Source organism: Massilia sp. 01N410 (assembly GCF_056399665.1).
The window spans coordinates 227,397-249,093 of the sequence record NZ_JBFTRV010000002.1; the positions used below are offsets into that span (position 1 = coordinate 227,397).

Annotated in this window: 14 protein-coding genes; 5 read left to right on the plus strand and 9 right to left on the minus strand. The window is 64.3% G+C overall.

The features are described from left to right. Positions 1 to 26: 26 nt before the first annotated feature. The 3 genes from AC1DOP_RS03640 to AC1DOP_RS03650 all read right to left on the minus strand — a co-directional run bounded on the left by AC1DOP_RS03640 (position 27) and on the right by AC1DOP_RS03650 (position 6,672). The gene (locus AC1DOP_RS03640) at positions 27 to 2,990 is read right to left on the minus strand and encodes a TonB-dependent receptor (RefSeq protein WP_442122694.1); all 2,964 of its coding nucleotides are present in this window, start codon (positions 2,988 to 2,990) and stop codon (positions 27 to 29) included. 255 nt (positions 2,991 to 3,245) lie between these two features. Next, positions 3,246 to 3,521 carry a hypothetical protein gene (locus AC1DOP_RS03645; protein WP_442122693.1) on the minus strand — a complete coding sequence of 92 codons (276 nt, stop codon included), beginning with the start codon at positions 3,519 to 3,521 and terminating at the stop codon, positions 3,246 to 3,248. A gap of 103 nt (positions 3,522 to 3,624) precedes the next feature. After that, positions 3,625 to 6,672 (minus strand): TonB-dependent receptor, encoded by a 3,048-nt coding sequence (locus AC1DOP_RS03650; RefSeq protein WP_442122692.1) that lies wholly within the window; start codon positions 6,670 to 6,672, stop codon positions 3,625 to 3,627. Positions 6,673 to 7,308: 636 nt separating this feature from the next. Between AC1DOP_RS03650 and AC1DOP_RS03655 the strand changes: the two genes are divergently transcribed. From AC1DOP_RS03655 to AC1DOP_RS03665, 3 genes are read left to right on the plus strand one after another with little or no spacing between them, the layout of a single operon-like run. Next, the gene (locus AC1DOP_RS03655) at positions 7,309 to 8,925 is read left to right on the plus strand and encodes an NAD(P)/FAD-dependent oxidoreductase (protein WP_442122691.1); all 1,617 of its coding nucleotides are present in this window, start codon (positions 7,309 to 7,311) and stop codon (positions 8,923 to 8,925) included. Positions 8,926 to 8,927: 2 nt separating this feature from the next. Next, complete coding sequence (locus tag AC1DOP_RS03660) at positions 8,928 to 9,782, plus strand: EamA family transporter (protein WP_477249852.1); 855 nt, start codon at positions 8,928 to 8,930, stop codon at positions 9,780 to 9,782. 57 nt (positions 9,783 to 9,839) lie between these two features. Next, positions 9,840 to 10,853, plus strand: coding sequence for an acetamidase/formamidase family protein (locus tag AC1DOP_RS03665; protein ID WP_477249854.1), 1,014 nt, complete (start codon positions 9,840 to 9,842; stop codon positions 10,851 to 10,853). Between the two features lie 76 nt (positions 10,854 to 10,929). Here AC1DOP_RS03665 and AC1DOP_RS03670 read toward each other — a convergent pair whose 3' ends face one another. From AC1DOP_RS03670 to glnA, 6 genes are all read right to left on the minus strand, one after another. Beyond that, positions 10,930 to 13,689, minus strand: a complete 2,760-nt coding sequence (locus AC1DOP_RS03670; protein ID WP_477249856.1) for a TonB-dependent receptor — start codon at positions 13,687 to 13,689, stop codon at positions 10,930 to 10,932. Positions 13,690 to 13,964: 275 nt separating this feature from the next. Then, positions 13,965 to 14,930 carry a magnesium/cobalt transporter CorA gene (gene corA, locus AC1DOP_RS03675; protein WP_442122687.1) on the minus strand — a complete coding sequence of 322 codons (966 nt, stop codon included), beginning with the start codon at positions 14,928 to 14,930 and terminating at the stop codon, positions 13,965 to 13,967. Between the two features lie 76 nt (positions 14,931 to 15,006). After that, a complete protein-coding gene (ntrC, locus tag AC1DOP_RS03680) occupies positions 15,007 to 16,518 on the minus strand; it encodes a nitrogen regulation protein NR(I) (RefSeq protein ID WP_477249859.1) in 1,512 nt (503 codons plus the stop codon). Between the two features lie 62 nt (positions 16,519 to 16,580). Further along, positions 16,581 to 17,639, minus strand: coding sequence for a nitrogen regulation protein NR(II) (gene glnL / locus AC1DOP_RS03685; RefSeq protein WP_442122685.1), 1,059 nt, complete (start codon positions 17,637 to 17,639; stop codon positions 16,581 to 16,583). Between the two features lie 31 nt (positions 17,640 to 17,670). Further along, positions 17,671 to 18,204 (minus strand): DUF4124 domain-containing protein, encoded by a 534-nt coding sequence (locus tag AC1DOP_RS03690; RefSeq protein ID WP_442122684.1) that lies wholly within the window; start codon positions 18,202 to 18,204, stop codon positions 17,671 to 17,673. A gap of 133 nt (positions 18,205 to 18,337) precedes the next feature. Next, positions 18,338 to 19,753 (minus strand): type I glutamate--ammonia ligase, encoded by a 1,416-nt coding sequence (glnA, locus tag AC1DOP_RS03695; RefSeq protein WP_442122683.1) that lies wholly within the window; start codon positions 19,751 to 19,753, stop codon positions 18,338 to 18,340. Positions 19,754 to 20,048: 295 nt separating this feature from the next. Between glnA and AC1DOP_RS03700 the strand changes: the two genes are divergently transcribed. Next, positions 20,049 to 20,507 (plus strand): rhodanese-like domain-containing protein, encoded by a 459-nt coding sequence (locus AC1DOP_RS03700; RefSeq protein WP_477249862.1) that lies wholly within the window; start codon positions 20,049 to 20,051, stop codon positions 20,505 to 20,507. A gap of 153 nt (positions 20,508 to 20,660) precedes the next feature. Next, a complete protein-coding gene (locus AC1DOP_RS03705; protein WP_477249864.1) occupies positions 20,661 to 21,689 on the plus strand; it encodes an NHL repeat-containing protein in 1,029 nt (342 codons plus the stop codon). The last annotated feature ends 8 nt before the right edge of the window (positions 21,690 to 21,697 follow it).

A 21,697-nucleotide genomic window follows, 5' to 3' on the forward strand; every position in this document is an offset into this window, starting at 1 on the left:
CTCTGACCCCAAGGCTACAGTTTCAATTACTTGAACTTGTAGTTGTACTCGGCGCTGAACTTCATCGAACGCGGTGCCGAGAAATAGATCGGCATTTCGTACGTAGCGACGCGCGCGCTGTCGCTGTTGTAGCTTTCATCAACCTTGGTGACGGTCTGGCTGTTGAACACGTTGAAGATGTCCGCACGCAGCGACAGGCCTTGCAGGAACTTCGGACGGTAGGTCAGGTTCAGGTCGACAGTCTTTTCCCAAGGCAGGCGGCCGAGGGAGCCACGCGGCGACAGCACATTGTTTTCGGCAACGTCACCGAAGCAGTAGTGCGCGGCGCTGCTGTAGTCGCCACCGCGATGCAGCGGGTCGGTGCCGAAGCACGAGCGCGGACGGCCCGATGCCAGCAGCAGGTTGCCGCCGATGGCCAGTTCAGGCGTCAGGTCGTAGAAACCGAAAGCCTTGATCTGGTGCGTACGGTCGTTCGGCAGCAGGCCATCTGCGCCGATCATCTGCTCCGGGTAATCCCAGGTCTGGGTTGCTGCGACGTCGGCCTGGGCGGTCGAGGTATCCGACAGGGTCTGGCCTTCGGTATTACCCTTGTTGCGCGACAGGGTATAGGTCAGGCGTGCCCACCAGCCATTGCGGTACGGGTGCTCGAAGGTGAAGTCGAGTGCCGCGTACGAACGCGTCGGCTTGTCGAAGCCCAGGTCGGCCTTGCTCAGGTGAACCTGGGTGTAGTTCTTGTTGCCGGCATAGTCGACCAGGAAGTTGTTGTCTTCACCCGGATTGAACGTGGCGCAGCCGAAGCCGGCATAGTTCGAGGTGTCGATGTTGTGGGCCACGGCATAGGCGTCGATCGGACGCGAATCGCAGAAGTCGTCGATGGTCGACTTCAGCTTGCGGTAGGTGAACTTCATGCCGAAGGTGTAGTCCGGGGTCAACTGGCGTTCCAGGCCCAGCGTGATCTCGTCCTGGTAAGCCGGCTTCATGTCCTGCGCGGCGACGGTCTTCGGATCCTTGGCCTGGCCGAACTCGTTGTTGTTCGACACCGGCTGGAGGATGCGCTGGGTACCGGTCGGCAGGCCGTTCGCATCGGTGCCGGTGTAGGTGAAGTACTCGAAGGTGTAGGTCGAACCGTTGGCGCCGCGCAGGGCAACCGAGCTCGGGATCGGCACGGTGTAGCGGCCGGCGCTGCCGTAGACCTTGAACGAGCTGTCGCCGTTCACGTCCCACGCCACGTTCAGGCGCGGCAGCCACTGGTTCTTCATCTCGATGTACTTGGCGCCGTCCTGGTTGGCGTTGTAGAAGCCTTCACGGCGCACGCCGGCGGTCAGCAGCACGTCCTTGGTCACCTGCCAGCGGTCTTCCAGGTACTGCGCGTCCTGGCCGGCAAAGGCGTTCGAGTAGGTCTTGTAAACGATGTTACGGACGTAGTAGCCTTGCGCAGCGATGCCGCCATAGGTGTTCAGCGGTGCCGGCAGGACGCCGCCCGACACGACCAGCGGCGTGGTCACGTTGCTGGTCTTCTGGTATTGCCAGAGGCTGCCGCCGGCATAGCCGACGCCGGCGGACTGCGTCACGATCTTGTTGTTGTCCACGCCGCCGCGGATGGTGTGGTCGCCCAGCTTGTATTCGAGGTCCAGGCGCTTCGACTGCACTTCGTCGCTCGATCCGCTCAGCGGCACCGTGCCGGTGACCTTCTGGCCGCTGGTGTAGTTAAAGCCAGGATAGCGGTTGGCCGTCGCTGCCGACACCTGCGGCAGGGTCGGATCGTAGCCGGTCGGCTCATAGATGTGTTCCGACTTCATCTTGCCGTACAGGGCGTTGATGGTCAGGTTGTCGGTGATGTTGCCGACGTAGCGCAGGCTGTTGAACTTGCCGCCATTGTTCTGGTCCGGGCCGAATTCCTGGTGGTTCGAAGCGGTGACGGTCGAACCGATCGCGCCGGTCGCGTAGTCGTAGGAACGGGAAGAGGCATCCGATTTCGGCAGGTCACCGATGGACGTGAATTCCAGGCGGTGATTGTCGTTGATGTTCCAGTCCAACTTGCCCATGTAGCGGTTGTTGGTGGTTTGCGTGTCACGCCAGCCCGCGGTGGCCAGGTTGGTCGCGCTGATGGCGCTGGCGACCGCGTGCTGGTCGCTCCGGGTCTGCTCCAGCGCGACGAAGCCGAACAGGGTGTCCTTGATCAGCGGGCCGCCAGCGTAGGCCGAGTACTGCTTCTGCTCCAGTTCGTTCTGCGAACGGCGCACGTACAGGGTGCCGTCGGTGGCCGGGAAGGCGCCGGTGTTCGCGTAGTAGCGGTCGCGGTACTTGGCGCGGGTCGACGACGGGGTGATCGCCGCGTAGGCGCCGGCTTCCCAGGTGTTGGTACCGGATTTGGTGGTGATGTTCACCACGCCGCCGATCGAACGGCCGAATTCGGCGCCGTAGCCGCCGGTCAGCACCGATGCCTGGGCGATCGCACCGAACGGCAGCTCCATCGCGCCCAGGCCGGTCAGCGGGTTGGTCACGGTCATGCCGTTGATGTAGTAGGCATTCTCGGTGGCCGCGCCACCGCCGAAGCTGGCGCCGGCGCCATAGCTCGGGTCGCTGCGAGTGGTGTTCGGGGCCAGCTGGATGATGGCGTCGACGTTGTGGCCGATCGGCAGCTTGTCCAGTTCACGTGCGGTGAAGGTGGCGCCGTTGACGGAGCTCGACACGTCGATACGGGTACGGCGTCCGCTCACCTGCACCGTTTGCACGGGGCCATTCGCGAAGAAAGCTTCGACACCCTGGCCTGCGATGACTTCGAGCTGGGTGGTGCTGACGACGTTTCCGCCTTTCATCAGGGTAGCGGTATAGCTACCGATCGGCAGACTGGTAGCGCGGAAGTTACCGCCTGCATCCACCGCGGTCGTACGGGTCGCGTTCGTGCCGGTGTTCTTCAGGACGACGGCATCTCCACTGCCGGCCGCGATCTTGCCGAACACGGCGCCTGACGCATTCGACTGCGCCATTGCCGGCTCGACGACGCCAACGGTCAGCGCAACCCCTCCAAATGCCAAGGCCAAGGCATGAACTAATACGGATTTCTTCAACATGTGATTCCCTTATTTTCGATTCAAACAGTCTTGTAGACCGTTTCTTTTTAAATCACGGCCCCTACCCACTTTGTATTGACACCTGTATTTATAGGGATCAAAATAGGGCGCCCATTTCTTTGGTGCACAAAGATAATGTTTTGCCATAAAAACATATGCATTCTTTCAATGTCAATTTTCTTTACGTATTGACATCGCATTGCCGCAGCCAAAATTTGATGCGCCGATTTGGTGCAAATCCATATCTCCAGCATGCTGCGTCGCAGTATGCCGGCCGAGTCGTTTTATCCCCGTGATTTGATTTTTTGCTATTTTCGGGTAACGATCGCCGAAGTTAGCAAGAATTAAAGAGCCACTGTTCCGTATTGCGCCCCATGCGGCGCAACAATCTGGTGCGTATGGCGCACTTTGCCGAAGCAAATTCGGCAAACCCAATGTAAAAATCATGCGGCTTGCATATACAAATTATGCAATCGACATGTCTGATTGCTGCAACAAGCAAAAAAAATGCCCCGGCGAACCGGGGCATTTTTGCTTCAGGCCAGGCTGATCAGAACTTCTTGTCGTACGACACGGTCAGGCGAACCGAACGCGGCTGGGTATAGCTCAGCGGGGTCTCGTAGGTGTTGCGGATACGATTGCCGCTGTTGTAGCGCTCTTCCACGTTCTGCACGGTCTGCTTGTTGAAGACGTTGAACAGGTCGACGCGTGCCTGCAGGCCCGGCAGGAAGTCAGGCTTGTAGGCCATGTTCAGGTCCAGGTTGATATCCCACGGCAGGCGGCCGATGCTGCCACGCTGATGGACCGTGTTGTGCGGCACGTCCGAACCCAGGCACCAGAAGGACTGGTTGGCGTAGTTCGGCGAGTCGCCCGGCTGTGCCGAAGTACCGATACAGCTGCGCGGACGGCCCGATGCTGCCAGGAAGTTGGCGCCGGCGATCCATTCCTTGGTCACGTCATAGAAGCCGTAGGCCTTGATCTGGTGGGTACGGTCGTTCGGCAGATAGCCGTAGGCGCCGACCATCAGCTCCGGGTAGTCCCAGGTCGAGGTCGCCGACACGTCGGTCTGGGCGTTATCCGACTTCACCTGGCCTTCGGTATTACCCTTGTTGCGCGACCAGGTATAGGTCATCTTGCCGTACCAGCCGTTGCGATACGGGTGCTCGGCGAACAGGTCGAGGGCGGAGTAGGTGCGCTTCGCCTTGTCGAAGCCCATGTCGGCCGCGCTCAGCGGAACACGGGTCAGCTTCGAGGTATCGCCCGAGAAGTCCACCAGGAAGACATTGGCCTCGCCCGGGTTGAAGCTCTGGCAGGTATTGCCCCACAGCGGGTTGGTGATCGCGATGTTGTTGGCCTTCGCATAGCGCTCGAACGGACGCACGTCGCAGAAGTCGTCGATGGTCGCGCCCAGCTTGCGGTAGGTGAACTTGGCGCCGAAGTTCAGGTTCGGCGACCAGGCCCGCTCGAAGCCCAGGCTGATCTCGTCCTGGTAGGACGGTTTCATGTCGAGGGCGGCGAGGGTCGCGGTGACCTTGTCCTGGCCGAACTCGTTATTGCCCGAGAGCGGCGGGGTCAGCTGCACCAGGCCGGTCGGGGCGCCGTTGGCGTCGACGCCGGTATAGGTGTAGTACTGGTCGGTAAAGGTCGAACGGCCGGCGCCGCGCACCGAGATGTGGGTCGGGATCGGCACCGAGTAGCGGCCCAGGGTACCGTAGACCTTCAGGCTGGCGTCGCCATAGACGTCCCAGGCAGCGGCGATACGCGGCTGGATCTGGTTCTTCATCTCCAGGAAGGTCACGTGCGCGTCGTTCTGGTTCTTGAACGACTCGCTGCGCAGACCCAGGGTCAGCAGCACGTCCTTGGTGACCTGCCACTTGTCTTCCAGGTACAGCGCGCTCTGCTCGCTGAAGGAGTCGGTCACGGTCGAGAACAGGTCCTTGGCCACGTAGTAGCCCTGGGTGCCCAGGCCGCCGCCGGTCGCCGGCGCCGGCATGGTGCCGCCGGTCACGTCGACCGGTGCGTTCGGGGTGTCGGTACGGTAGTAGATCCAGGTACCGCCGCCGGCCTTGAACTCACCGGCCTTCAGCGACGAGATCTTCGACTGGTCGAAGCCGCCGCGCAGGGTGTGTTCGCCCAGGCGGTATTCGAGGTCCAGACGGCCGTTCTTGACGATGTCCTTCGAGCCCGGCGCCAGGATATTGCCGGCGATGACCTGCGGGTTGGTGTAGGTCAGGCCCGGCGCGCGCACCGACGGGTCGGAGCTGGTCGAGAACACGTTCGGGTTATAGCCGACGAAGGCGTTCTCGTGCTTCGACACCGAACGGCCGTACAGCGCGGTCACCGTGAAGTCCTGGGTGATGTTGCCGGTGTACTTGCCCATGTTGACCACGGCGCCATTGTCGTTGACGTTGTTCAGGGTCTGTTGCGAGGTGACGTTGCCGGTGCGTTTCTTGTTCGCGAAGTCGAAGCCGCTGTCGGTCAGGTTGCGCTCGGGCGTGTCGCCGATATTGGTGTACTCGAGGCGGTGGTCGTCGGTGATGTTCCAGTCGAGCTTGCCCATCCAGCGCTTGACCTTCTTGTCGTCGTCGCGCCAGCCGTTGTTGGCCATCGACGGCGAGATGCGCTCCAGGTTGACGTAGCCGCGCTGGCGGTCGTTATATTCGGCCGACACGAACATGAACAGCTTGTCCTTGATGATCGGACCGCCGACATAGGCGCCGTAGGTCTTCTGCGTCTGGGTGTTGTCGTGCTGGTAGAAACGGATGGTGCCGTCGGTTGCCGCGTTATAGGTCTGGTGCGTATTGCCGTAGTAGATGTCCTTCTCGCGGGCGCGCAGGCTCTCCGGCTCCCACATCGCCATGGCGCCGGCTTCCCAGGTATTGGTACCGCTCTTGGTGATGATGTTCAGCACGCCGCCGACCGAACGGCCGAATTCGGCGCCGAAGCCGCCGGTCAGCACCTGCGCCTCGGCGATTGCGCCGTAAGGCAGCTGGGACGCGCCCAGGCCGGTCAGCGGGTTGGTGACCGGGAAGCCGTTGATGTAGTACGAGTTTTCCGATGCGGCGCCGCCGCCCATCGAAGCGCCGCCGGAGAAGCGGGAGTCGACGCGGGTGGTGTTCGGGGCCAGCTGGATGATGGCGTTGATGTTGCGGGCGATCGGCAGCGCCGCCAGCTGGCGCGCATTGAAGGTCGCGCCGCCGGTGGAACTGGTGACGTCGATGGTGCGGCGCTGGCCGGTGATCTGGACGGTCTGCACGCCGGCGGCCGGCGCGAAGACGGCTTCCGAATTCGAGCTGACGCTGGCGTCGACGTCGACCGACGACACCACGGTGTCGCCACGCACCTGGGAAACCTTGTACGTACCCGGCGGCAGTGCGGTTGCCTGGAAACGACCCTGGGCATCCGGCGTCAGGACACGGCGCAGGCCGGTCGCAGGGTTTTCGACCACGACCTTGACGTCGCTGCCGGCCGTGGTGCGGCCGTAGATGCTGCCGGTGGCGTTCGACTGCGCCATTGCCGGTTCCATCACGGCAACGGTCAGCGCGGCGCCACTGAATGCCAGCGTCAACGCATGTACTAAAACTGTTTTCTTAAGCATGTGATTTCCTATTATGGGTAGTACGTTTTGAATCACTCAACTAGCCAGATCGAAAACTTCTCTCTCTAATTCGCCCGCAAGCGAAGGCCGTATCCTTCTTTCGTTAAGGATATGTACACACATAGAAACATGGCGATTCTGCAACTGTCAATTGCCGGAAATTGCCTGATGACCGCAGCGTAATTACAAAAAAATCGTGCACCGAAAGAGGGCATGCCGATATGCACAATTGTGTGGCGCAGCAATACAAACGCTTCCGACTACACCAGGCATCCGCATGCTTGAAAAAACCTCAATAAAATCAAGTCAATACATATACATATGCGTCAATACCATGCGTCTTGAGTTTATTGCAGCGCGGTATTTGTATATACAAAATTCTTATATCAAGAAATAATGCACCGTTATGGTGCATTCAAGAATTTTGTCTGGAATTTGTCAAATGTTGGGCCGGTGCAACGTCGGGGGCATGCAGCGGACATATGGCGGACACCCGGCGGACATGCAGCAGACATGGCGCCCGGCCCCGGCAAGGCATGGAAAACGGACAATGCGGACAGGGCATTTTGCCGCCGGCCCCGGCGGGTTACAATAGAAGGTTGAACCGACCAAGCGTTTGCTAGCGACGACCCTACCATGTTGAGAATTGCCGAATTAAAACTTCCCCTCGACCATACCGAGCCCCAACTGCGCCAGGCCGTGCTGAAGCGCCTCGGCATCGCTGAAGACGAACTGATCGACTTCACCGTGTTCAAGCGCAGCTATGACGCGCGCAAGCGCAGCGCCATCGTGCTGATCTATGCGCTGGACGTGGAGGTGAAGAACGAAGCACAGGTACTGGCCCGCATGCGCGACGACCGCCAGGTCATGCCTGCCCCCGATACCGGCTACAAATTCGTGCAGGCTGGCAAACCGGCCCCCGGCATGCCGCGCCCGATCGTGGTCGGCCTGGGCCCCTGCGGCCTGTTCGTGGCCCTGATCCTGGCCCAGATGGGCCTGAACCCGATCGTCCTGGAGCGCGGCAAGATCGTGCGCGAGCGCACCGTCGACACCTTCGGCTTCTGGCGCAAGCGCAAGCTGAACACCGAGTCGAACGTGCAGTTCGGCGAAGGCGGCGCCGGCACCTTCTCGGACGGCAAGCTGTACAGCCAGATCAAGGATCCGAAGCACTATGGCCGCAAGGTCCTGTCCGAGTTCGTGAAGTCGGGCGCGCCGGAAGAGATCCTGTACGTCAGCAAACCCCACATCGGCACCTTCCGCCTGGTCAAGATGGTGGAGCAGATGCGCGCCGAGATCCTGTCGCTGGGCGGCGAAATCCGCTTCGAGACCCGCCTGGAAGACGTGCTGGTCGAAGGCCAAGGCGACAATCGCCAGGTGGTCGGCGTGCGCCTGGCCTCGGGCGAGGAAATCCCGACCCGCCACCTGGTGATGGCGATCGGCCACAGCGCGCGCGACACCTTCCAGATGCTGTACGACCGCGGCGTTTATATAGAAGCGAAGCCGTTCTCGATCGGTTTCCGCGTCGAGCACCCGCAATCGCTGATCGACGCCTGCCGCTTCGGCCCGAACGCCGGCAACAAGATCCTCGGCGCGGCCGACTACAAGATCGTGCACCACGCCTCCAACGGCCGCAGCGTGTACAGCTTCTGCATGTGCCCTGGCGGCACGGTGGTCGCCGCGTCCTCGGAAGAAGGCCGCGTGGTCACCAACGGCATGAGCCAGTACTCGCGCGCCGAGCGCAACGCCAACAGCGCGATCGTGGTCGGCATCACGCCGGAAGACTATCCGGGCCACCCGCTGGCCGGCATCGCCTTCCAGCGCGAGCTGGAGTCGCGCGCCTTCGTCCTCGGCGGCAGCAACTACGATGCCCCGGGCCAGCTGATGGGCGACTTCGTGCGCGGCGTCGCTTCCACCGAATTCGGTTCGGTGGTCCCGTCCTTCAAGCCGGCCGTGCACCTGACCGACCTCGCCACCGCCCTGCCCGACTACGCCACCCACGCCCTGCGCGAAGCCTTCGTCGCCTTCGACAAGCAGATCAAGGGCTACTACAAGGAGGACGCGGTACTGACCGGGGTCGAGACCCGCACCTCCTCGCCGATCCGCATCAAGCGCCGCGACGACAACCTGCAGAGCCTGAACACCCGCGGCCTGTACCCGGCCGGCGAAGGCGCCGGCTACGCGGGCGGCATCATGTCGGCCGCGGTGGACGGCATCCGGGTCGCCGAAGCGGTCGCCCTGTCGATGGCCGGCTGAGCGTGGCGTCCGAGAGCAAGGACGGCGCCGCCATCCCGGTGCTGGCGATCGCAGCAAGCATGGTCTCGACCTACGCCGGCGCGGCCTTCGCCAAGCACCTGTTCCCGCTGGTAGGAAGCGAGGGCGTGGTCGGGCTGCGCGTCGGCCTGTCGGCCCTGCTGCTGGCGGGATTCGCCCGGCCCTGGCGCGCCCTGCCCTCGCGCGCCGACCTCCCCTGGCTGCTGCTGTACGGCCTGGCGCTCGGCTCCATGAACCTGCTGATCTACCGTGCGTTCTCGCGCATCCCGATCGGCATCGCGGTCTCGATCGAGGTGATGGGACCGCTCGCCGTGGTGCTGCTGTCCTCGCGCCGCGCGCGCGACTTCGCGTGGGTGGCCTGCGCCGGCTTCGGCCTGTGGCTGCTGCTGCCGCTGCGCGGCTCCAGCGCCGCCCTCGACCCGGTCGGCATCGCCTATGCGGCCGGCGCCGCCTTCTGCTGGGCGCTGTACATCGTGTTCGGCAAGCGCGCCTCCCAGGCCCGGGGTTCCGGCATCGTCGCCTGGGGCATGCTGGCGGCCAGCGTCTTCATCGTGCCGATCGGCGCCCACTACGCGGGCAGCGCCCTGCTCTCGCCCTTCGTGCTGGCGGCCGGCCTGGCGGTGGCGGTGCTGTCCTCGGCCGCCCCGTACACGCTGGAGATGATCGCGCTGCGCCGGCTGCCGCGGCGGGTGTTCGGCATCCTGGTCAGCTCCTCGCCGGCGGTGGCCGCGCTGGCCGGCTTCGTGGTGCTGGGCGAGCGCCTCGCCCCCGGCCAGTGGATCGGGATCGCCCTGGTCATTCTCGCCTGCGGCGCGACCGCGGCCAGCGCATCGGACTGACCTTCGCTTGAGGTTCGCGTGTAGACTAGGATTGTTGCCACTTCGACCACAGTCTCCATGCGCAAAACCTTCCTTTCCAGCTGCCTGGCCCTGGCCATCTGCGCCCCATCCGTGGCCGCCGAATACGCCCTGCCCGCCACGCCGCAAACGGTGGCCTGGGGCTACTACTCGGGCCAGTCGAAACCCGTCCTCACCGTCCATTCCGGCGACACGGTCCGCTTGCAGGCCCTGTCGACCTGCGGCTCGCCCGAGCGCATGATCGCCAACGGGGTCAGGGCGGAAGACATCCCGCCCTACACCGCAGCGATCTATAACGAGGTCAAGGAAAAGGGCCCGGGCGGGCATATCCTGACCGGGCCGGTGGCGATCGCGGAAGCGGAGCCCGGCGACGTGCTCGAGGTGCAGATCCTGAAAGTCGACCTGGACGCCGATTTCGCCTGCAATGTGTTCGGCGTCGGTTCCGGCTTCCTGCCGACCGACTATCCTTACGGCCGCTACAAGGTGGTCCCGCTCGACCGCAAGAAGATGATCGGCCATTTCGCGCCCGGCATCGAGATCCCGCTGCGGCCCTTCTTCGGCAGCATGGGCGTGGCGCCCGCCGGCGGCAAGATCGACACCGCGCCGCCCTTCGTCCACGCCGGCAACCTGGACAACAAGGAGCTGGTGGCCGGCACCACCCTCTACATCCCGGTGGCGGCGAAGGGCGCGCTGTTCCAGGCCGGCGACGGCCACGCGGCCCAGGGCAACGGCGAGGTCGACATCACCGCGCTGGAGACCTATCTGTCGGGGACCTTCCGCTTCGTGGTGCACAAGGACCGCCGCCTGATCTGGCCGCGCGCCGAAACGCCGACCCACTACATCTCGATGGGCTTCTCGAAGGACCTGAAGGAAGCGACCACCCTGGCGCTGCGCGACATGATCGCGTTCCTGATGGAGGAAAAGAAGCTGTCGCGCGACGACGCCTACATGCTGTCCAGCGTGGCGGTCGACATGGAGATCACCCAACTGGTGGACGGCAACGTCGGCGTGCATGCCATGCTGCCGAAGAAGATCTTCAGCGCGAAACGATAAGCCGCGCAGGCATGAAAAAACCCGCCGCATCTGCATGCGGCGGGTTTCGTCGTTTACACGCTTACCAGGACAGGATTTAGAACTGGTAGGTCGCGCTCACGTAGCCGGTCTGGCCGTGCGGATCGTACCAGGTCGGATCGTAGCCGGTCTGGAAGTAGGAACCACCAGTGATGACTTCGGTCGGCTTGCGGTTGAACAGGTTCTTGACGCCCGCGGTCAGGGTCAGGTTCTTGATGCCGCCGTAGGTGCCCTGCAGGTCCCAGGTCGAGAAGGCGCCGACGTGCTGGGCGACCGGCAGGTCCGCGTCCGCGCGGGCCGCATCCCAGTAGCCCGACTGGAAGTTGTTGGTCAGCGCGAGGCCGAACTTCTTGTACTTCCAGTCCAGGGTCAGCTGATCCCTCCAGCGGAAGATGATGCCGCCGTTGGAGACTGCGCTCAGCACGTTGCCGTCCTTGTCGATGGTGGCGGCGACGCTGCGCTGCACGGTGCCGTCGGCCAGGGTCAGGTCGTACTTCGAGGTGTAGGTACCGTTCAGGCGCAGGTTGAAGTTACCGTAGGTCGGGCTCTTCAGCAGTGCCCAGCGCAGGTCGAGGTCGACGCCTTCGGTCTTCACGCTGCCGGCGTTGATGTTGGTGCCGACGATGTTGGTGATGTTGCCTGCGGAATCACGGGTCACCAGGCCGGTGTAGGCCGGGTTGCCGGCAGCCGCCTGGCCCAGCGTGAACGACGGCGACAGCGTGGTCACCAGGTTGTTCACGTTGATCTTCCACCAGTCGACGGCGATCGACAGGCCCTTGACCGGGTCGACGACGATGCCCAGCGAGGACTGTTCCGACTTCTCCGGCTGCAGCTTCGGGTTGCCGCCGTAGGTCTGGTTGAACTGGCCGAACTGGCCGGTGACCGGGTCGGTCAGGTTGGCGCTGGTGCCGATGGTCTGCTGGTTCATCAGCTCAGGCAGCGACGGCTCGCGGAAGCCCTTGCCGTAGGAGCCGCGCAGCAGCACCTGCGAGATCGGCTGCCAGCGCAGGCTGACCTTCGGGTTGGTGGCGCTGGCGTTCGGGTAGCGGTCGTGACGGACGGCCAGGTCGGCTTCCAGGTTCTTCACGATCGGGACGATGGCTTCCGCGAACACCGCCGACGAATTGCGCGATGCCGACAGCGGCAGCTGGGCGCCGCCGTAGCCCGACACGTCGCCGCTCTGGTAAGCCGCGCTCGGGTTGATCGCCAGGTTCTCGTCGGACATCGAAGCGCCGACGGCAAACTTCACCATGCCGGCCGGCAGCTGGTACAGGTCGCCCGAGATGCGTGCGTTCAGGGCGTCGTTGCGCAGCACGGCGTTCATGACCGGACCGACGTAGTTGGTGCCGTAGATCTTGCGCGCCAGGTCGGCCGACTGGTACTGGACCAGCGGGTTGAAGTCGGGGTTGTTGCTCAGCAGCTTGACCAGTTCGGTCTGGCGCTGGTAGCCCTGGATCGCGCGCTCGGTGACGTCGCTCGAGTTGTGGGTGTAGGCGACGTCGTAGTCATAGCCCTTGACGTTGCCGCGGAAGCCCAGCACCAGGTGCGATGCGATCGCGGTGTCCTTGGCGATGCGGTCGCCGCCGTCGAAGGCGCGGTAGCTGACGGTCAGCGGCTGGCCGTTGACGCCGGCCGCGGTGGCCAGGGCGGTCGGGTAGTACTGGCTGTTCGGCGAGACGACGATGGCCGGGTACTGGTTGTTGGTCGCGAAGGCCGGGTCGGTCGACAGGAAGGAGGCGCTGTACGGCGAAGCCTGCGCCTGCTGCGTGGTCTCGTTGCGCGACACGAAGCCTTCCATGAAGAATTCGGCGTTGTCGTTCAGCTTGAAGCGGAAGTTGCCGCCGATGTTGGCGCGCTTGGCCGCCGGCACCAGGTTCACGTACGGCGAGCTGTCGAAGCGGCATTTGCCGAGGTTGGCGTCCCAGGCGCTGCCGTTGGCCGCGCAGTTGGCCTGCGACAGGCCGTGGCCGATGCCGGTGCCGATCGAGTTCAGCGAATTCGGGACCACGCCCATGGCGTTCGGGGTGGTGGACGGATCGAAGGTGCTGTACGCGCCGCTCGGGGTGGCGCTGGCGTCGCGCAGACCGTTGTTGTTCCAGCCGTTGCGCGCATAGTCGCGCTGACGGCCGAAGATGGCGTCGTCCTTGCTCACGTCGGCCGACAGGGTGATGTTGTAGCGGTCGCTGTCGAAGTCGCCCCAGCCGCCCAGCAGGCTGGCCTTGTGGGTCTGGCCGCCGCCGTAGCGGCTGACGCTGGTGTAGCCGGTGGCTTCCACGCCCTGGTAGTTCTGGCGGGTGATGAAGTTGATGACGCCGCCGATCGCATCGGAGCCGTACACGCCCGAGGCGCCGTCCTTCAGGACTTCCACGTGGTCGATCGACGCCAGCGGGATCGCGTTGACGTCGACGGCGGTGCCGTCGGTGGCGTAGTTGCCGAGGCGGCGGCCGTTGACCAGCACCAGGGTCTTGCTCGAGCCCAGGCCGCGCAGGCTGGCGCTGGACATGCCGTAGGTCGACTGGCCCGCGCCTTCGGCCTGGTTGGTCGCGCCGGCCATGGCGTTCGAGGTCAGGGTGGTCAGCAGTTCGGCGGTGTTGGTGGCGCCGCTGCGCTTGATGTCGGCGGCGGTGACCATCTGCACCGGCAGCGCGCCTTCGACGTCGGCGCGCTTGATCGAGGAGCCGGTCACTTCGACGCGGGCGATCGGCTTGGCGGATTCCTGAGCCGACTCCTGCGCCAGCGCCTGGCCGAACATGCCTGCGCCAACGGCGCCGGCGAACATGACGCGCACGGCGCGCGACAAGGTTTTTTCTTTGAACATGGATGTTTTCCCAAACGATGATGAGATGTCGCTGGCTTGGGAAGATCAGGTCGCCCAAGTCGGCGGACTGAATAATGATCGCCGCCTTGAGTATCGGTCAATATTTACAGCGCTCGAAATACATTTTCGCAACAGAACATTTAGTAACAATTGTAAGGTTGCTGAACAACGTATGGTTCGTTCCATTTGCTGCATAGCAATAAAAAAAGGCGCTCAAGGCGCCTTCTTTCGGATTTTTTCACATTTTCATGACGTTTTGATGACGTTTCCCATGATTACAGCCATCCAGCCTTGCGGAAACGCCGATACAAATAGACACATACCGCAATCATCACGCCGAGGGCCATCGGGTAGCCCCACTTCCATTCCAGCTCGGGCATCACCTTGAAATTCATGCCCCACACGCCGGCGAAGGCGGTGAAGACGGCAAAGATCGCGGCCCAGGCGGCCAGCTGTTTATTCACCTCGCTCTCGTCGATCGAGACCATGGCCAGGTTCACCTGGATCGCGGTGGCGATGGTGTCGCGGATGCTGTCGAGGCGGCCGGCGATGCGGATCAGGTGGTCGTGGACGTCGCGCAGGTAATCCTGGACGCCGGTCGCCAGCGCCGGCGCCCGCCCGCCCAGCAGCGAGCCGACGGCATCCACCAGCGGGATCACGGCATGGCGCAGCTCCAGGCCCTTGCGCTTGAGCTGGTACAGGCGCTCGACGTTCTGGCGCTGGGCGCCGTGGGTGAAGATGCGGTCCTCGATGGTTTCCAGTTCGGATTCGAGCATGTCGACCACCGGGAAGTAGCGGTCGACCACGGCGTCCATCAGCGCATACATCACGAAGCACGAGCCCATGCTCAGCAGGTGGGGTTCGCGCTCGGCGCGGGCGCGCACGCCGAGGAAACCCTTGACGGCGTCGCGCCGCGCCGACAGCACGTAATTCGGGCCGGCGAAGATCGCGAGTTCGCCGGTGACCAGGGCATCGCCCTCGAGGTCGACCGTGTGCACGATGGTGAACAGGCTGTCGCCGTATTCCTCGATCTTGGGCCGCTGGTGGCCGCGGGCGGCATCCTCGACCGCCAGCTCGTGCAGGCCGAACTCTTCCTTCATCTGCACCATCTCGGCGTCGGTGGCATCGCGCAGCGCGACCCACACGAAGCAGCCGGGGCGCTCCAGATAATCACTGATGTCCTCGACGGGGATGTCGGAGAGTTTTTTACCTTCCTGGTAGGCGACGCAGTTGATCAGCATGCCAACAGTTTATCACGTAGGGTGGGCGCTCCCGCGCCCGCGCGGACGCTACCCCGCCGCCGTCCCCGCGTACCGCTTATTCGTCTTTGGCCCCATCAATCCCCAGCTCGGCAATCTTGCGCGTGATCGTATTGCGCCCGATCCCCAGCCGGATCGCCGCATCGTTCTTGCGTCCGTGGGTATGCTTGAGCGCCGTGCGGATCAAGGCCGTTTCGAACTGCTTGCCCAGCACGTCCATCACCTCGACCTGGCCGTCGGACAGCATGCGCGCGGCCTGCAGTTCGAGCAGGCCGATCCAGCCGTCGGCGGCGGCCGGCGCGGCTGGCGTCATCGCCGACAGGATGCCGCTGGCGTCCGTGCCGCCGTACAGGGGGCTCGCCGCCGGCGCCGGCATCGCCACCACCGGCGCCATGGCCGCCGCGGGCAGCGCCTGGGCCTGGGTCGTCAGGTCGCGCGGCAGGTCCTTGACCTCGACGGTCTGGCCGGGCGCCATCACGGTGATCCAGTTGCACAGGTTTTCCAGCTGACGCACATTGCCCGGCAGGTCGAGGCTGGAGAGGAAGCGCTGCGCATCCTCGCTCAGCCGCTTGGGCTCGACGCCCAACTGGCGTGCGCTCTGCACCAGGAAGTGGCGCACCAGGATGGGGATGTCTTCGCGCCGCTCGCGCAGGGACGGCAGCCGCAGCCGGATCACGTTCAGGCGGTGGTACAGGTCTTCGCGGAACAGGCCGTCGCGCACGCGCTGCTCCAGGTTCTGGTGGGTGGCGGCGATCACGCGCACGTTCGCCTTGACCGGCTGGTGCCCGCCCACGCGGTAGAAGTGGCCGTCGGACAGCACCCGCAGCAGGCGGGTCTGCAAGTCGAAGGGCATGTCGCCGATCTCGTCCAGGAACAGGGTGCCGTTCTCGGCCTGCTCGAAGCGGCCGCGCCGCATCGCCTGGGCGCCGGTGAAGGCGCCGCGCTCGTGGCCGAACAGTTCGGATTCCAGCAGATCCTTCGGGATCGCCGCCGTGTTCAGGGCGATGAAAGGCTGGGAAGCACGCGGGCTGTGCTTGTGCAGGGCGCGCGCCACCAGCTCCTTGCCGGTGCCGCTCTCGCCCGTGATCAGCACCGTCACATTCGATTGCGACAGGCGGCCGATGGCGCGGAACACTTCCTGCATCGCCGGCGCCTGGCCGAGGATCTCGGGGGTCTCGCTGGGCACGGTCTCGACGCTCGCTTCGCGCAGGCTTTCCTCGAGGGCGCGGCGGATCAGGGCCACCGCCTTGTCGATGTCGAAGGGCTTGGCCAGGTATTCGAAGGCGCCGCCCTGGAAGGAAGCGACCGCGGAATCGAGGTCGGAGAAGGCGGTGATCACGATCACCGGCAGGCCGGGATGCTTTTCCTTGACGGCGGCCAGCAGGTCGAGGCCGGATTCGCCCGGCATGCGGATGTCCGAGACCAGGACTTGGGGCGTATCTTCCTCGAACGCGGCCAGCGCCTCGCGTCCGCTGGCGAAGCTCCGGGTTGCGAGGTTCTCGCGCGCCAGGGCTTTTTCCAGCACCCAGCGGATCGATGCATCGTCGTCGACAATCCAGATTGGTTTCATTGGTTCAGTGCTTCCCGCATAAGTACATCCATCGTTGGACCGCGGCCGCACCATCCCGGCGCTTATGGCAGCGGGATCAGGATGCGGAAATCCGTCAGTCCAGGCCGGCTTTCGCACTCGATCAGCCCCAGGTGCTGTTGCACGAAGGTCTGCGCCAGCGTCAGCCCGAGACCGCTGCCGCCGTCGCGCCCGGAGACGAGCGGATAGAAGATGCGGTCGCGGATATCGGGGGCGATGCCCGGTCCATTGTCGATGATATGCAAGTCTAATGCCAGCCCGTAACGAACCTTGGCCAGTGTGACCTGGCGCGCCACCCTGGTGCGCAGCACGATCTCGGCATCGCCCGCGGCAATCCGCTCGCGCAGGGCCTGGGCGGCGTTGTGGACGATGTTCAGCACGGCCTGGATCAGCTGCTCCTTGTCGCCGCGGAACTCGGGAATCGAGGCGTCGTAGTCGCGGCGGATCGCCAGGCCGGACGGAAATTCGGCCAGCACCAGGCTGCGCACCCGCTCGCAGACTTCGTGGATGTTGACGTCGCCGACGATATGGGGACGGCGGTGCGGCGCCAGCAGGCGGTCGACCAGGGTCTGCAGGCGGTCGGCCTCCTTGATGATGACCTGGGTATATTCGCGCAGCGAGGCATCCGGCAGTTCGAGCTCGAGCAGCTGGGCGGCGCCGCGAATGCCGCCCAGCGGGTTCTTGATCTCGTGCGCCAGGTTGCGGACCAGTTCCTTGTTGGCCTGGCTCTGGTCGAGGATGCGCTCCTCGCGGTCGAGCTTGAGCTGCTGGACGTTCTCGCGCAGCTCGACCATCACCTCCTCTTCGCCGGCGGCGCTGACGATCACGTGCACGTGCAGGGGCTCGCGTCCGCTGCGCTGCAGGGTCAGGTCCTGGCGCAGGTCGGCGTACTTGTGCGCCCGCGCCTGGCGGCACAGCGCATCCAGCTCCTCGCCGTTGGTGAAGAGTTCCGCCAGGGTCTGGCGCGACAGCGATTTCACCGACACCTCGAGCAGGTGCTCGGCGGCCGGATTCGCGTAGCGCACCTGGCCGGCGGCATCGGTCACCAGCACGCTGGATGCGAGCAGGTCGAGACCGGCGAAGCGCTCGTGGTTCGGCGTCATGTCAGCGGGTATTGGGTCAGCGGAAATTGGGTCAGCGGATATTGGCGATCTCGCGCTTGATCGCTTCGATGTTCTTTTCGGCGCGGCCGATATCCTCGCGCATCTGGGCCACGCGCTCCTGGTACTTGGCGTAGTTGCGCTCGTTGCCCTGGCGTTCGGGCTCGCCGTTGTTGAAGTCGCGCTTGAGGTCGGCCAGTTTCTTTTCTTCGGCGCGCAATTCCTCGTCGAGGATGGCGCGGCGGTCGTCGTCGCGGGCGCGCTGGGTGGCGTTGTCGACGCGCGGGAAATTCGCCGGGCTGGAGGCCGCGGCCGGCGGACGGCTGGCGCCCTGGCGCATCGTCACAGCAGGATTCGCGGCCGGGGCGCGGGTCGGCGCCGGTGTCGAGATGGCGCCGGAGACGATCGAATCGACCACCTTGCAGTTGCCGGTATTGGTATCGGTGTACAGCACGCGGCCTTCCTTGTCGACGCAGCGGTAGACGACGGATTGGGCGAAGGCCGGGACGGCCAGCGCGAGCGCCAGGTAGATGCCGGCCAGGCGCAGGCAAACGGCAGAGCTTGTCATTCGCATCAGGTCAGTCGGCACGATGTGCCTGGTTGGGAATCCACCGACTATACCGCATCCAAAGAAAAACGCGGGGCAGCCGGCCGGCTTTCCCCGCGTTTTTGTTACCGCATGGATACAGCTTGTCGAGAGATTACGACGAGTAGTACATGTCGAATTCGGCCGGGTGCGGGGTCATGCGCAGACGCTGCACTTCCTGCATCTTCAGCTCGAGGTAGGCGTCGATCATGCTGTCGCTGAACACGCCGCCGCGGGTCAGGAACTCGCGGTCCTTGTCCAGGGCTTCCAGGGCTTCTTCCAGCGATGCGCACACGGTCGGGATCAGCTTGTCTTCTTCCGGCGGCAGGTGGTACAGGTCCTTGCTCGCGGCTTCGCCCGGGTGGATCTTGTTCTGGATGCCGTCCAGGCCGGCCATCAGCAGCGCGGCGAAGCACAGGTAGACGTTGGCCAGCGGGTCCGGGAAGCGCACTTCGATGCGGCGGCCTTTCGGGTTTGCCACGTGCGGGATGCGGATCGAGGCCGAACGGTTGCGGGCCGAGTAAGCCAGCTTGACCGGGGCTTCGTAGCCCGGCACCAGGCGCTTGTACGAGTTGGTGCCCGGGTTGGTGATCGCGTTCAGGGCCTTGGCGTGCTTGATGATGCCGCCGATGTAGTACAGGGCGGTTTCCGACAGGCCGGCATAGCCGTCGCCGGCGAACAGGTTCTTGCCGTCCTTCCAGATCGACTGGTGCACGTGCATGCCCGAGCCGTTGTCGCCGTTCATCGGCTTCGGCATGAAGGTGGCGGTCTTGCCGTAGCTGTGGGCGACGTTCCAGATTACGTACTTCATGGTCTGGGTCCAGTCGGCGCGCTCGACCAGGGTCGAGAAGCGGGTGCCGATTTCGTTCTGGCCGGCGCCGGCCACTTCATGGTGGTGCACTTCGACCGGGATGCCCAGCGATTCGAGGATCAGGCACATTTCCGAGCGCATGTCCTGGAAGCTGTCGACCGGCGGGACCGGGAAGTAGCCGCCCTTGACGGTCGGACGGTGGCCGCTGTTGCCGCCTTCGAATTCCTTGTCGGTCGACCAGGATGCTTCTTCCGAGCTGATCTTGACCATCGAGCCCGACATGTCGATCTTCCAGTGGACCGAGTCGAAGATGAAGAATTCCGGTTCCGGGCCGAAGAAGGCGGTATCGCCCACGCCCGAGGACTTCAGGTAGGCTTCGGCGCGCCTGGCGATCGAGCGCGGGTCGCGGTCATAGCCCTTGCCGTCCGACGGTTCGATCACGTCGCACTGCATGAAGACGGTGGTCTCTTCCATGAACGGGTCGATGTTGGCGGTGCTCGGGTCCGGGATCAGCAGCATGTCCGATGCTTCGATGCCCTTCCAGCCGGCGATCGACGAGCCGTCGAAGGCGTGGCCGGATTCGAACTTGTCTTCGTCAAAATGCGAGATGGGAACGGTCACGTGCTGCTCTTTGCCGCGGGTATCGGCGAAACGCAAATCGACGAACTTGACTTCGTTATCCTTCAGCATCTGCATTACATCTGCGGCGGTCCTTGCCATTCGTATTCTCCTGATTGAAAAAGGGGTGTCGGTGACGCCAACGGGGCGTGCGACAGGCACATCTCCGTTAAAGCGAAAACTGTGCCAGCACTTGACTCTGAGCAAATAAGCAATCTGTCCTTGGACCGCCTGCGATTTGCCCCTTAAAATCGACCACCGGTGCGGTGCACAAACTTGATGCAGGCTCGCTGCGAGCTCATCCATACGCACCAGCTTGGTGCAAGTGCGGCAGTATGCACCAACTTGATGCAGGATGCACCATTTGTGCGAGCACAACAATCATAGGAAAACGACCATGAGCACAACCGACGAAATCCTGGCCGCCGCCAGGGAGCGCGCCCCCGGCCAGCCCTATGCGGGCGCCGTCACGCCGCAGGAAGCGTTCACCCTGATCAAGACCGATCCGCGCGTCAAGCTGGTCGACGTCCGCACGAATGCGGAGCGCGACTGGATCGGCCGCCCCGCCATCCCCGAGGCCCAGCACGGTGCGGTGCAGTGGACCCTGTACCCCGGCGGTGCGCCGAATCCGGACTTCGCCACCCAGCTGCAGCAGGCCGCGGACAAGGACGACGTGCTGCTCTTCCTGTGCCGCTCGGGCGTGCGCTCGCGCCACGCCGCGCGCGTGGCAACCGAACTCGGCTACGAGAACGCCTTCGACATCCTGGAAGGCTTCGAAGGCGACCGCGACGGCGAAGGCCACCGCAAGACCGTGGGCGGCTGGTGCAAGGCCGGCCTGCCCTGGACCGGCGCCTGATCCACCGCGCCGCGGCGCCGCGACAATTTAACAGAATTTTCACAGTTCCAACGTGTTAGCCTGCCGGGATTCCAACGAAGGAGTTCCGGTATGGCATCCACGATCACGCTGCGGCTTCGCCCGCTTCTGAATGCGTTCGGCGCAGGGCTGTCGATGGCCTTGTGCATTGCCTGCGGTGGTGGCGGCAACCCCACGCCGCCGGTGGGCACTTCCCCGCCCGTCGTCATGCCCGCGATCTCCGTGCTTGCCGGCAGCCCCACCGAATCCGGCGAAGTCGACGGCAGCGGCGCCGCGGCACGTTTCATCGGACCCACGCCGCTGACGATCGATGCCAGCGGCAATCTCTACGCAGGCGCATCCTGCGCCATCCGCAAGATCACGCCGTCGGGCGTGGTCTCCCTCCACGCCGGCACCTACTGCACCGGCACTACCCAGAATGGTTTTCCGACAGCTTTCGCCCTGGCGGCAGCGTCCGAGGGCAGGCTGTTCATGACCGATTACGGCCTGGATATTTTCGAGGTCAGCCCGACCGGGGCGACGCGCACGGTCGCGGTGCTGGAAGCGCCCACCGGAGGCGGACGCGGCGCCGGGATCGGCTTCGGCAACGGCCTGGCCGTCGATGCCGCCGGCAACCTGATCGTGACCACCGGCTTCGGCGCGCGCCGGCTCTCCCCTTCTGGCAGCTATACCATGCTGGCGGGCACGGCCAGCGGAGAAGCCGGATTCAATACCTATGTTCCGGAACGCCGCGGCGTAGCCGTCGACGCCGCCGGCACGGTCTACCTGGCCAGCTACGACGCCACGATCCTGCGCATCGACACGGCCGGCAAAACGACGGTCCTGGCCGGCAGCAGCGGCCAATTCGGCGCCAGGGACGGCACCGGCGCCGAAGCGCGCTTCTACGGCATCGTTGCGCTTGCGCTGGATGGACAGGGCAACCTGTATGCTGCGGAATCCGGCCTGCTCCCCGACAGCAGCGGCAGCTCCACGAGGAGCACCCTGATCCGGAAAATCACCCCCGCAGGCGTGGTCACGACCATCGCCGGCAAGCCAGGCGTGAACGAGCTGCAAACCGGCGCTCTGCCCGGCAGCCTGTCCCTGCTGGGCGGTATCGCCGTCGACGGCAAGGGCAATCTGTACGCAAGCTCGGGCAGCACCATCGTCAAGATCGTCCTTCCCTGAGCGGCACG